At 57.3% G+C, this 13,453-nt stretch carries 14 protein-coding genes; 9 read left to right on the plus strand and 5 right to left on the minus strand.

The annotated features are described in order from the left end of the window. Nucleotide 1: 1 nt before the first annotated feature. From L462_RS09680 to mltB, 3 genes are all read right to left on the minus strand, one after another. On the minus strand, nt 2-862 hold the full coding sequence (locus tag L462_RS09680; protein WP_032678835.1) for a metal ABC transporter permease: 861 nt from the start codon (nt 860-862) through the stop codon (nt 2-4). Further along, a complete protein-coding gene (locus L462_RS09675) occupies nt 859-1,512 on the minus strand; it encodes a metal ABC transporter ATP-binding protein (RefSeq protein ID WP_032678836.1) in 654 nt (217 codons plus the stop codon). The genes L462_RS09680 and L462_RS09675 overlap by 4 nt, the downstream gene beginning before the upstream one ends. Before the next feature lie 248 nt (nt 1,513-1,760). Next, complete coding sequence (gene mltB, locus L462_RS09670; RefSeq protein ID WP_025203388.1) at nt 1,761-2,861, minus strand: lytic murein transglycosylase B; 1,101 nt, start codon at nt 2,859-2,861, stop codon at nt 1,761-1,763. Nucleotides 2,862-3,135: 274 nt separating this feature from the next. On the opposite strand from mltB, the gene srlA reads away from it, so the two are divergent. The 7 genes from srlA (at nt 3,136) to gutQ (ending at nt 8,041) form a co-directional block, all read left to right on the plus strand. Beyond that, nucleotides 3,136-3,699: a PTS glucitol/sorbitol transporter subunit IIC gene (gene srlA, locus L462_RS09665; RefSeq protein WP_014171343.1), complete on the plus strand. Its 564-nt coding sequence runs from the start codon at nt 3,136-3,138 to the stop codon at nt 3,697-3,699. Then, nucleotides 3,696-4,655 carry a PTS glucitol/sorbitol transporter subunit IIB gene (locus L462_RS09660; RefSeq protein ID WP_014171344.1) on the plus strand — a complete coding sequence of 320 codons (960 nt, stop codon included), beginning with the start codon at nt 3,696-3,698 and terminating at the stop codon, nt 4,653-4,655. Before srlA ends, L462_RS09660 begins: the two co-directional genes overlap by 4 nt. A gap of 12 nt (nt 4,656-4,667) precedes the next feature. Beyond that, nucleotides 4,668-5,030, plus strand: coding sequence for a PTS glucitol/sorbitol transporter subunit IIA (gene srlB / locus L462_RS09655; RefSeq protein WP_032678837.1), 363 nt, complete (start codon nt 4,668-4,670; stop codon nt 5,028-5,030). A 15-nt stretch (nt 5,031-5,045) separates the two neighbouring features. Then, nucleotides 5,046-5,825, plus strand: a complete 780-nt coding sequence (srlD, locus tag L462_RS09650) for a sorbitol-6-phosphate dehydrogenase (protein ID WP_014171346.1) — start codon at nt 5,046-5,048, stop codon at nt 5,823-5,825. A gap of 61 nt (nt 5,826-5,886) precedes the next feature. Next, entirely contained in the window at nt 5,887-6,246 is a 360-nt protein-coding gene (gutM, locus tag L462_RS09645; protein WP_032678838.1) for a transcriptional regulator GutM, read from the plus strand. A gap of 63 nt (nt 6,247-6,309) precedes the next feature. Further along, a complete protein-coding gene (locus L462_RS09640; RefSeq protein WP_014171348.1) occupies nt 6,310-7,083 on the plus strand; it encodes a glucitol operon DNA-binding transcriptional repressor SrlR in 774 nt (257 codons plus the stop codon). Next, nucleotides 7,076-8,041, plus strand: a complete 966-nt coding sequence (gene gutQ / locus L462_RS09635; protein WP_020883846.1) for an arabinose-5-phosphate isomerase GutQ — start codon at nt 7,076-7,078, stop codon at nt 8,039-8,041. Before L462_RS09640 ends, gutQ begins: the two co-directional genes overlap by 8 nt. Here gutQ and norR read toward each other — a convergent pair. After that, nucleotides 8,038-9,552 carry a nitric oxide reductase transcriptional regulator NorR gene (gene norR / locus L462_RS09630; protein WP_032679730.1) on the minus strand — a complete coding sequence of 505 codons (1,515 nt, stop codon included), beginning with the start codon at nt 9,550-9,552 and terminating at the stop codon, nt 8,038-8,040. The two genes, gutQ and norR, sit on opposite strands and share 4 nt — an antisense overlap. Before the next feature lie 187 nt (nt 9,553-9,739). Here norR and norV point away from each other — a divergent pair, with 187 nt between their 5' ends. After that, nucleotides 9,740-11,179 carry an anaerobic nitric oxide reductase flavorubredoxin gene (norV, locus tag L462_RS09625; RefSeq protein WP_032678839.1) on the plus strand — a complete coding sequence of 480 codons (1,440 nt, stop codon included), beginning with the start codon at nt 9,740-9,742 and terminating at the stop codon, nt 11,177-11,179. Beyond that, the gene (gene norW, locus L462_RS09620; RefSeq protein WP_032678840.1) at nt 11,176-12,309 is read left to right on the plus strand and encodes an NADH:flavorubredoxin reductase NorW; all 1,134 of its coding nucleotides are present in this window, start codon (nt 11,176-11,178) and stop codon (nt 12,307-12,309) included. The genes norV and norW overlap by 4 nt, the downstream gene beginning before the upstream one ends. Before the next feature lie 121 nt (nt 12,310-12,430). On the opposite strand, the gene L462_RS09615 is transcribed toward norW, so the two are convergent. Continuing rightward, nucleotides 12,431-13,453: a HoxN/HupN/NixA family nickel/cobalt transporter gene (locus L462_RS09615; protein ID WP_032678841.1), complete on the minus strand. Its 1,023-nt coding sequence runs from the start codon at nt 13,451-13,453 to the stop codon at nt 12,431-12,433.

A 13,453-nucleotide genomic window follows, 5' to 3' on the forward strand; every position in this document is an offset into this window, starting at 1 on the left:
GTTAAAAAAGCGCACGCAGGCTGCCAGCCAGCCTGCTGCGCGTGCCAAATAAAATGGAAATAAAGAACAGCGCGCTGGCGGTAAGCACGATGGACGGCCCCGCGGGCAGGCTGGCGGCCCAGGAGAGACTGAGCCCGAGCCACGCGCAGAAAATACCGCTGATACCCGCCATCAATAGCAGTCCGGGTAAGGTGCGTGCCCAGCAGCGTGCCGCTACCGCAGGGAGCATCATCAGCCCGACCGCCATCAACGTGCCAAGCACCTGAAAACCGGCAACGAGGTTAAGCACCAGCAGCGCCAGAAACAGGCCGTGTAATAAGCCGGGAACATGGCGGGCGTTTACCTGCAGCCAGGCGGTGTCAAAGGCCTCGGTCACCAGCCCACGGTAGAAAATCGCCAGCGTGATAAGGGTGAACATGCAAACGCCTGCCACAAACAGCGCGGCATCGTTATCCACCGCCAGGATGGAGCCAAACAGCAGGTGCAGAAGATCGACGTTCGAACCGCGCAGTGATACCAGCGTGACGCCCAGCGCCAGCGAACCAAGATAGAACCCGGCAAAACTGGCGTCCTCTTTAAGCGGCGTTCGACGGCTGACCAGCCCGGCCACCAGCGCCACGGTAATACCGGCAATAAAGCCTCCCGCGCTCATGGCCAGCAGCGACATACCGCTGAGCAAATACCCCACCGCGACACCGGGCAAAATGGCGTGAGAGAGGGCATCGCCCATCAGACTCATCCGGCGCAGCTGAAGGAAAACGCCCAGAGCAGTGGTACTGACGGACAACGCCAGGCAAACCACCAGCGCGCGGCGCATAAAGCCATACTCAATAAAAGGCTGAAAAAAGATATGCCAGATCATGCCACCCGCACCCGCTCGGTTTTCCACTGGGGAATATCAGCGTCCAGCCGTAACGTCTGCGGGAAGTGGCGCGATACACGCTCGCTGTCGTGCAACACCGCAAGCACCGTTTGCCCCTGCATATACATTTCCAGCATCAGGTCCATCAGCACATTACAGGTAGCTTCATCAACGCCGGTAAAGGGCTCATCGAGCATGACCAGCGGCGCCTGCTGCACTAATACCCGCGCGAACAGCATGCGCTGAAACTGACCGCCGGAGAGTTCATCAATGGTCGTTAGCGCCATCGTTCCAAGCCCCACCCGCTCAAGCGCACCGGCAATGCGCAGCCGCATTTCACGGCGAAGGCCAGAAAAAAGCGATGCTTCAGGCCAGCAGCCCATGCTGACCACATCCTGCACGGTTAGCGGAAATTGCGCCTCCAGGGCATGACGCTGTGCCAGCCAGCCCATTACCGGGCGTTTTTTCTGCCAGTGAAAACTGCCGCTTACCGGCGGGATAAACCCGGCGAGGGTTTTCAGAAGCGTTGATTTACCGCAGCCGTTGGCCCCGAGGATGGCGGTCATGCTCCCGCATTCAATCACCCCGGACAGAGGGCGCGTGACCGGCTCGCGGTCGTAACCCGCCGTGAGTTGATTCATCACAATCATGGCAATGCCACCGCCCAGCACACGGCCAGTCCGATAAAGACAATCAGCGCCAGCGCCATCAGAAGCCGGACCGGCGCAGACAGAGAAAAAAAGGAAGTAGACATCTCATCACCACATCAAATGTTATAACATAACAATAATGAAAGATAATGCGGATGTAAATGAGCGGAGATTAACGGGAGTGTGGCGAAATGTTTCTGGATATCAGCCCAACCCTCTCCCGGCGGAAGAGGGTTGAACATCAAGCGTTACTGACTGAACGGCGACGCGGCAGGCACGCGCGCCTGTGACACCGCCAGCCCCAGCTGCCATACGGCCATCGCATAGTGAGTGCTGTGGTTATAGCGGGTGATGGTGTAGAAGTTAGGCAGCCCGTACCAGTACTGATAACCCGTACCGACATCCAGACGCAGCAGGCTCGCCTGTTGCGTATTTCCCAGCGGCTGCGTTGGCGTTAAGCCTGCAGCGGCCAGCTGCGAAACGCTGTAGTTGGTTTTAAAGCCGTTCTCAAGCCCTGGTGCCTGGCCGTTAGCCTGCACCGCCACCTGACCGCCCGGCACCCAGCCGTGCGCTTTAAAGTAGTTCGCCACGCTGCCGATGGCATCCACCGGATCCCACAGGTTAATGTGGCCATCTCCGTTAAAGTCGACGGCATATTGCTTATAGGAGGACGGCATAAACTGGCCGTAGCCCATCGCACCGGCAAACGAGCCTTTGAGATCTAACGGGTCATCTTGTTCATTGCGCGCCATCAGCAGGAAGGTTTCCAGCTCAGACGAGAAATATTCAGCGCGACGCGGGTAGTTAAAGGAGAGCGTCGCCAGCGCATCGAGGATACGGGTTTTGCCCATCACGCGGCCCCAGCGGGTTTCCACGCCGATAATCCCGACGATGATTTCAGGCGGTACGCCATACACCTGCCACGCACGGTTCAGCGCATCTTCATATTGGTTCCAGAAGACCACGCCATTTTGCACGTTATCCGGCGTAATGAACTGTTTGCGATAACGCAGCCATGCGCCATTTGGCCCGGTCGGTACCTGAGCCGTCGGTGCCTGGCGATCCATCAAACGCAGAACATAATCCAGTCGCTTCGCCTGCGACAGAATTTCATGCAGTTGCTGGCGGTCAAAACCGTGTTTGCTCACCATTTTATCGATGAACTGCTCGGCCGCCGGGTTATTCGCAAAGTCGCCGCCCATCTGCATCATATTATGCTGCGGCTCCAGCAGGAATCCTCCGGAAGGCGCGCCAGCCGTTTGCTGCACGGCTTCGGTCTTGGGTTTGCTACTACAGGCAGACAGCAGAATAAGCGCAGGTAACAACGCTGCATAACGACGCTTGAACATGTGACATCCATTTAACGGGTTCGATAAGAACCCAGTATGGTAAAGCATCCGCAACACCTCAAGGAAGTGGTACGCACCTCCCCCACCAAATCTTTACGCTCCCCATCGCAAATCTGTGCAATTTTCATCCACACAAGACTCTCATTGGCAATTAACTTTCAAAATAATCCATTTTTCTTTCATTGTGAGATCTAATTAACACTTTAAAACCTTTCAAAGTGATTATTATTAGCCTCGGTTATACAAAAACAAAAAAGCCCCACAGGAGAGAAGAATGATAGAAACCATCACCCACGGCGCCGAGTGGTTCATCGGGCTGTTTCAGAAAGGCGGAGAAGTGTTCACCGGCATGGTGACCGGGATCCTGCCCCTGCTGATTAGCCTGCTGGTCATCATGAACGCGCTGATTAACTTTATCGGCCAGCAACGCATTGAACGCTTTGCCCAGCGCTGCGCCGGCAATCCGCTGTCCCGTTACCTGGTTCTGCCCTTCATCGGCACGTTTGTTTTTTGCAACCCGATGACGCTGAGCCTCGGCCGCTTTATGCCTGAAAAATACAAGCCAAGCTATTACGCCGCAGCCTCCTACAGCTGCCACTCCATGAATGGCCTGTTCCCGCATATCAACCCCGGCGAGCTGTTTGTCTATCTGGGCATTGCCAGCGGCCTGACCACGCTTGGCCTGCCGCTCGGTCCGCTGGCGGTGAGTTATCTGCTGGTCGGTCTGGTCACCAACTTTTTCCGCGGCTGGGTCACGGACCTCACCACCGCTATTTTCGAGAAGAAAATGGGTATCCAGCTTGAACAGAAAGTCCATCTTTCAGGAGCCGCAGCATGAGCCGTATTCGCATTGAAAAAGGAACGGGCGGCTGGGGCGGCCCGCTGGAATTCGACGCCACTGAAGGCAAAAAAATCGTCTATATCACCGCAGGCACACGTCCGGCCATTGTCGACAAACTGCGTGAGCTGACCGGCTGGGAAGCGGTCGACGGCTTCAAAGAGGGCGAACCGCCTGAAGCGGAAATTGGTGTGGCGGTGATCGACTGCGGCGGCACGCTGCGCTGCGGCATCTACCCCAAGCGGCGTATTCCTACCGTGAATATCCATTCCACCGGTAAATCAGGTCCGCTGGCGCAGTACATCCTGGAGGACATTTATGTCTCCGGCGTGAAAGAGGAAAACATTCACCTGGCACAAGGGTCTGCTGCCCCTCAGAAAGCGGCCCCGCGCGATTACGACACGAGTAAAAAAATCACCGAACAGAGTGACGGCCTGCTGGCAAAAGTCGGAATGGGGATGGGCTCTGCCGTGGCCGTGCTGTTCCAGTCCGGGCGCGACACCATCGACACGGTGCTGAAAACCATTCTGCCGTTTATGGCATTCGTTTCGGCGCTGATCGGCATCATCATGGCCTCGGGTCTTGGCGACTGGATTGCCCACGGCCTCGCCCCGCTGGCGAGCCACCCGCTCGGGCTGGTGACGCTGGCGCTGATCTGCTCCTTCCCGCTGCTGTCGCCGTTTCTCGGCCCAGGCGCGGTCATTGCGCAGGTTATCGGCGTGCTGATTGGCGTGCAGATTGGCCTTGGCAACATTCCCCCGCATCTGGCTCTGCCCGCCCTGTTTGCCATTAATGCCCAGGCGGCGTGTGATTTCATTCCTGTCGGGCTGTCGCTGGCAGAAGCGCGCCAGGACACCGTGCGCGTTGGCGTGCCGTCTGTACTGGTCAGCCGTTTCCTGACCGGCGCACCGACGGTGCTGATCGCCTGGTTTGTCTCCGGCTTTATTTACCAATAAGAGGTTCCTGTGATGACCGTAATTTACCAGACCACCATCACCCGCATTGGCCAGAGCGCGGCCGATGCGCTCAGCGACAAGATGCTGATTACCTTCCGCGAAGGTGCGCCCGCGGATATCGAAGAGTTTTGCTTTATCCACTGTCACGGCGAGATGAACGGTGAGCTGAAGGCCGGGAGCCAGCTGGAGTTGGGTGACGCGCGCTACGCCGTGACCGCCGTCGGCGACGTGGCCGAACAAAACCTGCGGGAGCTCGGCCATATCACCCTGCGTTTTGATGGCCAGCCGCAGGCGGAATATCCCGGTACGGTTCATGTGGATGGCCCGGTTCCGCAGGCTGTCACCCCAGGCTGCACGTTGAAGTTTGTTGCGTAATTTAAGGAGAAAGATATGAGTCAGGTTGCCGTTGTCATTGGTGGGGGACAAACCTTAGGCGAGTTCCTCTGCCGTGGGCTTGCTGCAGAGGGTTACCGCGTGGCGGTAGTGGATATTCAGAGTGAAAAAGCGGCACGCGTGGCGGACACCATCAACACCGAATTGGGTGAAGGGATGGCCTACGGATTTGGTGCTGATGCCACCAGCGAGCAGAGCGTAATGGCGCTGGCCCGCGGCGTGGACGAGATTTTTGGCCGTACCGACCTGCTGGTATACAGCGCAGGGATAGCCAAAGCGGCCTTTATCAGCGATTTCGAACTGGGGGATTTCGACCGCTCCCTGCAGGTTAACCTGGTGGGCTATTTCCTCTGCGCGCGCGAGTTTTCCCGTCTGATGATCCGCGATGGCATTCAGGGGCGCATCATCCAGATCAACTCGAAATCGGGCAAAGTGGGCAGCAAACACAACTCCGGTTACAGCGCGGCGAAATTTGGCGGCGTTGGGCTGACGCAATCTCTGGCCCTCGATCTGGCCGAATATGGCATTACCGTTCACTCGCTGATGCTGGGCAACCTGCTGAAATCGCCGATGTTCCAGTCCCTGCTGCCGCAATATGCCACCAAGCTCGGGCTGAAAGAGGAGGAAGTGGAGCAGTATTACATCGACAAAGTGCCGCTGAAGCGCGGCTGCGATTATCAGGACGTGCTGAACATGCTGCTGTTTTATGCCAGCCCCAAAGCCTCTTATTGCACCGGGCAGTCCATTAATGTCACCGGCGGACAGGTGATGTTCTGATCGAACACGCTGATGCCCGTATCCCCCTCTCCTTCGGGAGAGGGAACAACAAGGAGCTCGTATGGTTACCGCACTCATTACCGTTGCCGCCATCGCCTGGATGTGCCAGCTGATCTTTGGCGGCTGGCAAATCCGCCAGTTTAACCGCGCGTTTGATGCCCTGTGTCAGAAAGGGCGCGTGGGCGTCGGGCGTTCCGGCGGGCGTTTCAAACCGCGCGTGGTGGTTGCCATTGCGCTGGACGAACACAATAGGGTCTGCGATTCCCTCATCATGCGCGGGATGACCGTTTTTGCCCGCCCGGCGAAAATCCAGGCGATTAACGGGATATCGCTGCAGGAATTACAACCCGATGTGATCTTTCCCCATGATCCGCTCTGTCAGAATGCTCTATCATTAGCGCTTAATCTGAAACATGGATAATTTCGTTGTGAACGCGATAAGCTTGCGAAATTATCATTTCGCAACCTAAGGAATTGAGCGCCTATGAAACCACGTCAGCGTCAGGCGGCCATTCTGGAGCATCTGCAAAAGCAGGGAAAATGCTCGGTAGAAGAACTGGCCCACTACTTTGACACCACCGGCACGACAATACGAAAGGATCTGGTATTGCTCGAAAACTCTGGTGCAGTCATCCGAACCTACGGCGGCGTGATGCTCAACAAAGATGAAGCCGACCCGCCTATCGATCACAAAACGCTGATCAATACTCACCAGAAAGCGCTGATTGCCGAGGCCGCCGTAAAATTTATCCATGATGGCGACTCCATTATCCTTGATGCAGGCAGCACCGTGCTGCAGATGATCCCGATGCTCAGCCGCTTTAACAACATCACGGTGATGACCAACAGTCTGCACATCGTCAACGCCCTGTCGGAGTTCGACAGCGAGCAAACCATTCTGATGCCCGGCGGGACGTTCCGTAAAAAATCTGCGTCGTTTCACGGTCAACTGGCGGAAAACGCCTTTGAACACTTCAGCTTTGATAAACTCTTTATGGGCACGGACGGTATCGATTTGAACGCCGGCGTGACGACCTTTAACGAGGTGTTCAGCGTCAGCAAAGCGATGTGCAACGCCGCGCGCGAAGTGATTTTGATGGCAGACTCGTCGAAGTTTGGCCGTAAAAGTCCCAACATAGTCTGCAGCCTTGAAAGCGTCGATAAGCTCATTACCGACGCAGGTATCGACCCGGCGTTCAAAAAAGCGCTGGAAGAGAAAGGGATCGACGTGATTGTAACCGGAGAGAGAGATGAGTGATTTTCTGTTAAACGCAGGCCGCCAGACCCTGATGCTGGAGCTGCAGGAAGCCAGCCGCCTGCCGGAACGTCTGGGCGAGGATTTTGTGCGCGCGGCAAACACCATTATCCAGTGCGAAGGTAAAGTGGTGGTCTCCGGGATCGGCAAGTCCGGTCATATCGGCAAAAAGATTGCCGCTACGCTTGCCAGCACCGGCACACCGGCGTTCTTCGTGCATCCGGCCGAAGCGCTGCACGGCGATCTGGGGATGATTGAAAGCCGCGACGTGATGCTGTTTATCTCCTACTCCGGTTCGGCCAAAGAGCTGGATCTCATCATCCCGCGTCTGCAGGAAAAATCGGTCGCGCTGCTGGCGATGACCGGTAAATCCCGCTCACCGCTGGCACTGGCGGCCAAGGCCACGCTTGATATCTCCGTTGAGCGCGAAGCCTGCCCGATGCACCTCGCCCCCACCTCCAGCACCGTGAATACGCTGATGATGGGCGACGCGCTGGCAATGGCGGTAATGCAGGCACGCGGCTTTAACGAAGAAGATTTTGCCCGCTCGCACCCGGCGGGCGCGCTCGGTGCGCGACTGCTCAATAAAGTTCATCATCTGATGCGGACCGACGAGGCCATTCCGCAGGTCAAACTCAACACCAGCGTAATGGATGCGATGCTGGAACTGAGCCGCACCGGGCTGGGTCTGGTGGCGGTGTGCGATGAAACCGGTAGCGTTAAAGGCGTGTTTACCGACGGCGACCTGCGCCGCTGGCTGGTGGGCGGCGGCAAGCTGGAATCCCAGGTTTCGGAAGCGATGACCCGGGGCGGGCTGACCCTGAACGCCGAGAGCCGCGCCATCGAAGCCAAAGAGGTGCTGATGAAGCGCAAAATCACCGCCGCGCCGGTGGTGGATGAGCACGGCAAGCTGTGCGGCGCCATCAACCTGCAGGATTTCTACCAGGCCGGGATTATTTAACCTTTGAGTCCCAGACGTTTCGCCAGCCGGTGCAGGTTGGCGACGTCCATTTCCAGCGCTCGCGCGCACGCCGCCCAGCTGCGGTTATTCTGCTCCAGCGCGCGGGCGATCGTCTGACGCTGAAACGCTTCTGTTGCTTCCCGCAGGTTCTCATGGGCCATTTCCGGCGTGGCAGGCGTAACGAACGAGGCGGTGTCATCCTGCAATCCGAAATGCCGCGCGTGGATCACCACCTCATCTCCCGAACGTGTCGCCCGCGCCAGCACTACGGCGCGGTGAATCGCATGTTCCAGTTCGCGCACGTTTCCCGGCCAGCCGTAGCGCATCAGATGGGCTCGCGCGCCGGGGCTTAATACCACGCGGGAAAGGCCCATTCGTAACCGACATTGCTCGCAGAAAAACCCCGCCAGCAGCACCACATCGTCGCCGCGCTCGCGTAGCGGCGGCACGGTAAGCGGAAACACGCTCAGACGATGGTACAGGTCAGCGCGGAAATTCCCGGCCAACACCTCTTCGCGCAGGTCACGGTTGGTTGCCGCCAGCACACGCACGTTGACTTTCAGGCTGCGATCGTCGCCGACGCGCTGAATATCGCCGTACTGCAGGACGCGCAGCAGTTTGGCCTGAAGCGACAACGACAGTTCGCCAATTTCATCGAGGAACAACGTGCCGTTATCCGCCATTTCGAATTTGCCGCTGCGGTTGCTGATCGCCCCGGTAAACGCCCCTTTGACGTGACCAAACAGCTCACTTTCCGCCACGCTTTCCGGCAGCGCGGCGCAGTTGAGGTACACCAGCGGGTTGACCGCGCGCGGCGAGGCTTCGTGGATGCCCTTCGCCACCAGCTCTTTACCGGTGCCGGTTTCCCCGAAAATCAGCACGTTTAAATCCGAGGCCGCCACGATATCGATCTCTTTTTTTAGCTGCACCATCCCCGGTGACAGCCCAATCATCTCCGTGTGTGCCACCGGTTCAAACGCCGACGGGCTGCCGGGAAGGATGTTCTGGCTCTCCAGCTGTTCGATCAGCAGCGCGTTATTCAGCGCACCGGCGGCCAGCGCGGCAATCAGCCGCAGTTCTTCATCGCTAAAGGTGTCGAACTGATCCGGCGACAGGCCGTCGAGGGTTAATGCCCCAATCAGGTTTTGTCCGGCAAACAGCGGCAGACCGATACAGGCATGAACTTTCAGGCTCTCCTGCCCCGGGATCAGCCCGTCGTAAGGGTCGGGCAAATCACTGTCCGCCGGAAAGCGCACCACGTCACCGGCCCGCGCGATGGTTTCCAGACGCGGATGGCCTTCCAGGGAGAAGCGTCGCCCAAGAACGTCCTGCGCCAGCCCGTCGATAGCCAGCGGAATAAACTGCCGGGCGTCGTAGCGCAGCAGTGCCGACGCATCGCACGCCAGCACGTGGCGCAGCGTCGAAATCAGCCGCTGAAAACGGTCCTGATGACCGATACCGGTTTGCAGTTCAATGGCAATTTTTGCCAGTACGTCCACGGAAAAGCTCATCTGCGCCTCACTGTCATTTTGACCATTCATATTGTCACAATGACCATAAATAAGATAGTCATATTGACTACCCATTACGAGTAATAAAATTTAAAAACCATAAAAAACAGCAACATGAAAAACTGGCACGCAACTTGATAAAGGCTAGTCATCTTATTTGAAAAACGCCGTATTAATTGAGGTTGCTATGTCTATTCTGGTTAAAAATAACATTCATTGGGTTGGCCAACGTGACTGGGAAGTGCGTGACTTCCACGGAACGGAGTACAAAACGCTGCGCGGCAGCAGCTACAACAGCTATCTCATCCGTGAAGGCAAAAACGTGCTCATCGATACCGTCGATCACAAATTCAGCCGGGAGTTCGTGCAAAATCTGCGCAGTGAAATCGATCTTGCGGATATCGACTACATCATCATTAACCATGCGGAAGAGGATCATGCCGGGGCGCTGACCGAGTTAATGTCCTGCATTCCCGACACCCCGATTTACTGCACCACCAACGCCATCGACTCGATTAACGGCCATCACCACCACCCGGAGTGGAATTTCCACACCGTCAAAACCGGCGACACGCTGGATATCGGCAACGGCAAACAGCTGATCTTCGTTGAAACCCCGATGCTGCACTGGCCCGACAGTATGATGACCTACATGACCGGCGATGCGGTGCTGTTCAGCAACGATGCCTTCGGCCAGCACTATTGTGACGAGCGCCTGTTCAACGATGAAGTGGATCAAACCGAGCTATTCGAACAATGTCAGCGCTACTACGCCAATATCCTGACGCCGTTCAGCCGTCTGGTGACGCCAAAAATCACCGAAATCCTCGGCTTTAACCTGCCCGTGGATATGATTGCCACCTCTCACGGCGTGGTGTGGCGCGAAAACCCCAACCAGATCGTGGAGCTGTACCTCAAATGGGCCGCGGATTACCAGGAAGACCGTATCACGCTTTTCTACGACACCATGTCTAATAATACCCGCATGATGGCGGACGCCATTGCGCAGGGTATTAACGAAGTCGACCCGAACGTGGCGGTGAAAATCTTCAACGTGGCGCGTAGCGATAAAAACGAGATCCTGACCAACGTCTTCCGCTCCAAGGGCGTGCTGGTGGGCACCTCCACGATGAACAACGTGATGATGCCGAAAATTGCGGGCCTTGTGGAAGAGATGACCGGCCTGCGCTTTCGTAATAAACGGGCCAGTGCATTTGGCTCCCACGGCTGGAGCGGCGGCGCAGTAGACCGGCTCTCCACGCGTTTGCAGGATGCCGGTTTTGAGATGTCCATGAGCCTGAAGGCGAAATGGCGTCCGGACATCGACGCGCTTGAATTGTGCCGCCAGCATGGCCGTGACATTGCGCGTCAGTGGGCGCTCGCGCCGCTCCCCGACATGAACGCCAAAAACCCCGCGCCGCAACAAGCCTGCGCCGCAGCGGTCGCTGACGTTGGCCCTCGCATGCAGTGCAGTGTCTGCCAGTGGATTTACGACCCGGCACAGGGCGAGCCGCTGCAGGATGTTGCCCCCGGTACACCCTGGTGCGACGTGCCGGACAATTTCCTCTGCCCGGAATGTTCCCTGGGAAAAGAGGTCTTTGACGAACTGGCGACGGAGGCACAATGAACCACGGTATCGTTATCATCGGCTCGGGCTTTGCCGCCCGCCAGCTGGTGAAAAACATTCGCAAACAAGACGCCAGCGTGCCGTTGACGCTCATTGCCGCCGACAGCATGGACGAGTACAACAAGCCTGATTTAAGCCACGTTATCAGCCAGAATCAGCGAGCCGAAGACCTCACCCGCCAGACCGCGGGGGCGTTCGCGGAACAGTTTAGTCTGCGGTTATTTCCGCACACCTGGATAACCGATATCGACGCCGCCGCCCATGTGGTGAAAGCAAAAGACAAAACCTGGCAATACGACAAGCTGGTACTGGCGACAGGGGCGTCTGCTTTTGTGCCGCCGGTGGAAGGCCGGGAACTGATGATCACCCTCAACAGCCAGCAGGCGTATCAGGCCAGTGAAACCCTGCTGCGTGACGCGAAGCGGGTGATGATTGTCGGCGCAGGGTTGATTGGCACAGAGCTGGCGATGGATTTTAACCGGGCGGGTAAATCCGTCACCCTGGTCGACCATGCGGCAAGCATTTTGTCGGCGCTGATGCCTGCAGAAGTAAGTAGTCGCTTACAGCATCGTCTGACCGATATGGGCGTACATCTGCTGCTGAAATCCCAGCTGCAAAGCCTGAAGAAAACCGGGAGTGGGATTCATGCAACGCTCGACCGCAGCCGCAGCGTTGAGGTGGATGTGGTGGTTGCCGCCACGGGCCTGCGTCCGGAAACGGCGCTGGCGCATCGCGCCGGCGCGGAAACAGGCCGTGGCGTGAAGGTAAATAGCTACCTACAAACCACGCAGCCCGATATTTACGCCCTGGGTGACTGCGCTGAAATTAACGGACAGGTCCTGCCCTTCCTGCAGCCCATTCAACTGAGCGCCATGTACCTCGCGAAAAACCTGTCTGGCGGCAGTGCGCCACTGAAATTACCCGCCATGCTGGTAAAAGTAAAAACGCCAGCGCTCCCGCTACACCTGGCAGGCGAAACCGAGCGTCCGGACCTGCACTGGCAACTCACCATTGAACCTCAGGGAATGGTGGCTCGTGGGTGCGACAGCGAAGGACAGATGCGCGCCTTTGTGGTGAGCGAAGACCGGATGAAAGAGGCTTTCACTCTGCTGAAATCATTACCCGCTTAACGCTGATTCGCCTGCCACGCTAACGTAACCTTTGGATTTTATGGTCCACAGCCCCGATGTCCCGGGGCTTTTTTTTCAACGTCGTTTAGCCAGATAACGACAATGATGTTCAGACGCCGCGTCAGGAACGCACGACAAGCGCATCGTAGCCGCGCCAGCGATAGTTGATCATGGAAATCAGCCAGCAGGCAACGAACAGCCCGACCACCACGAACCCGGCGTTACCGAGGTTGTCATTAACTGCGCCAATGCGATCCCAGAGGCCTCCGCTGAGGGCAAACTTATCCATCAACAGACCCAGAGCTTCCAGCCCGCCGATAAACAGCGCCACCACCACGGAGGTACCGGTGATGGTCATGTTGTAGTAAAGCTTGCGCTGCGGCTTGTTAAACGCCCAGCCGTAAGCGCCGACCATCAGCAGATTGTCGAGGGTATCGACCAGCGCCATACCGCTGGCAAACAGCGCCGGGAAGATCATGATGGACCAGACTGACATCCCGTTTGATGCGCTGGCGGCTGAAATCCCAAGCACACCGATTTCCGTCGCGGTATCAAACCCCAGACCAAACAGGAAACCGACCAGGTACATCTGCCAGCTCTTGTTCACCAGGCGGAACGTTGCGCCAAACAGCCAGTTCATGACTCCGCCTGATGCCGGAAGCGGGATATCGTCACGCGTGACCTGACCGTTCTTCAGCGCCTGAAAATTACGCCAAACGCCGCGCAAAATCACCAGATTGACCATCGCCATCGCCAGCAGAAATGTTGCAGAAACGGCGGTGCCAATCAGGCTGCCGGTTTCATGAAACCATGCCATATTCTTCTGAAACGCCGTGGCGGTGGCCGCAATGGCAATGGAGGCCAGCACCACAATGGTGGAGTGTCCCAGAGAGAACCACGCCCCCACGCCGGAAGGGCGTTTACCCTGCTGCATCATCTTACGCGTGACGGTATCAATGGCCGCGATGTGGTCGGCATCCACCGCATGACGGAGTCCATAACACCAGGCCAGCAGGCTGGCGGCCATCAGCGCCGTACTGCCGCTGAAGGTTTGCCATGCCCAGCCCCATGCCAGAAGATTAGCCATTACCAGAGCCAGCAGCAGAAACGCCGCGCGGGGTTCATTGCGTAAGAGTCGTAACAT

The sequence above is a fragment of the Enterobacter sp. BIDMC 26 genome (genome assembly GCF_000534435.1).
Classification (GTDB): Bacteria; Pseudomonadota; Gammaproteobacteria; order Enterobacterales; family Enterobacteriaceae; genus Enterobacter; species Enterobacter ludwigii.

What these genes read in the sequence shown, in the direction of transcription:
- L462_RS09680 (WP_032678835.1), bottom strand. Translation starts at nt 862, where the DNA reads ATGATCTGGCATATCTTTTTTCAGCCTTTTATTGAGTATGGCTTTATG.
- L462_RS09675 (WP_032678836.1), bottom strand. Translation starts at nt 1,512, where the DNA reads ATGATTGTGATGAATCAACTCACGGCGGGTTACGACCGCGAGCCGGTC.
- mltB (WP_025203388.1), bottom strand. Translation starts at nt 2,861, where the DNA reads ATGTTCAAGCGTCGTTATGCAGCGTTGTTACCTGCGCTTATTCTGCTG.
- srlA (WP_014171343.1), top strand. Translation starts at nt 3,136, where the DNA reads ATGATAGAAACCATCACCCACGGCGCCGAGTGGTTCATCGGGCTGTTT.
- L462_RS09660 (WP_014171344.1), top strand. Translation starts at nt 3,696, where the DNA reads ATGAGCCGTATTCGCATTGAAAAAGGAACGGGCGGCTGGGGCGGCCCG.
- srlB (WP_032678837.1), top strand. Translation starts at nt 4,668, where the DNA reads ATGACCGTAATTTACCAGACCACCATCACCCGCATTGGCCAGAGCGCG.
- srlD (WP_014171346.1), top strand. Translation starts at nt 5,046, where the DNA reads ATGAGTCAGGTTGCCGTTGTCATTGGTGGGGGACAAACCTTAGGCGAG.
- gutM (WP_032678838.1), top strand. Translation starts at nt 5,887, where the DNA reads ATGGTTACCGCACTCATTACCGTTGCCGCCATCGCCTGGATGTGCCAG.
- L462_RS09640 (WP_014171348.1), top strand. Translation starts at nt 6,310, where the DNA reads ATGAAACCACGTCAGCGTCAGGCGGCCATTCTGGAGCATCTGCAAAAG.
- gutQ (WP_020883846.1), top strand. Translation starts at nt 7,076, where the DNA reads ATGAGTGATTTTCTGTTAAACGCAGGCCGCCAGACCCTGATGCTGGAG.
- norR (WP_032679730.1), bottom strand. Translation starts at nt 9,552, where the DNA reads ATGAGCTTTTCCGTGGACGTACTGGCAAAAATTGCCATTGAACTGCAA.
- norV (WP_032678839.1), top strand. Translation starts at nt 9,740, where the DNA reads ATGTCTATTCTGGTTAAAAATAACATTCATTGGGTTGGCCAACGTGAC.
- norW (WP_032678840.1), top strand. Translation starts at nt 11,176, where the DNA reads ATGAACCACGGTATCGTTATCATCGGCTCGGGCTTTGCCGCCCGCCAG.
- L462_RS09615 (WP_032678841.1), bottom strand. Translation starts at nt 13,453, where the DNA reads ATGTTACGACTCTTACGCAATGAACCCCGCGCGGCGTTTCTGCTGCTG.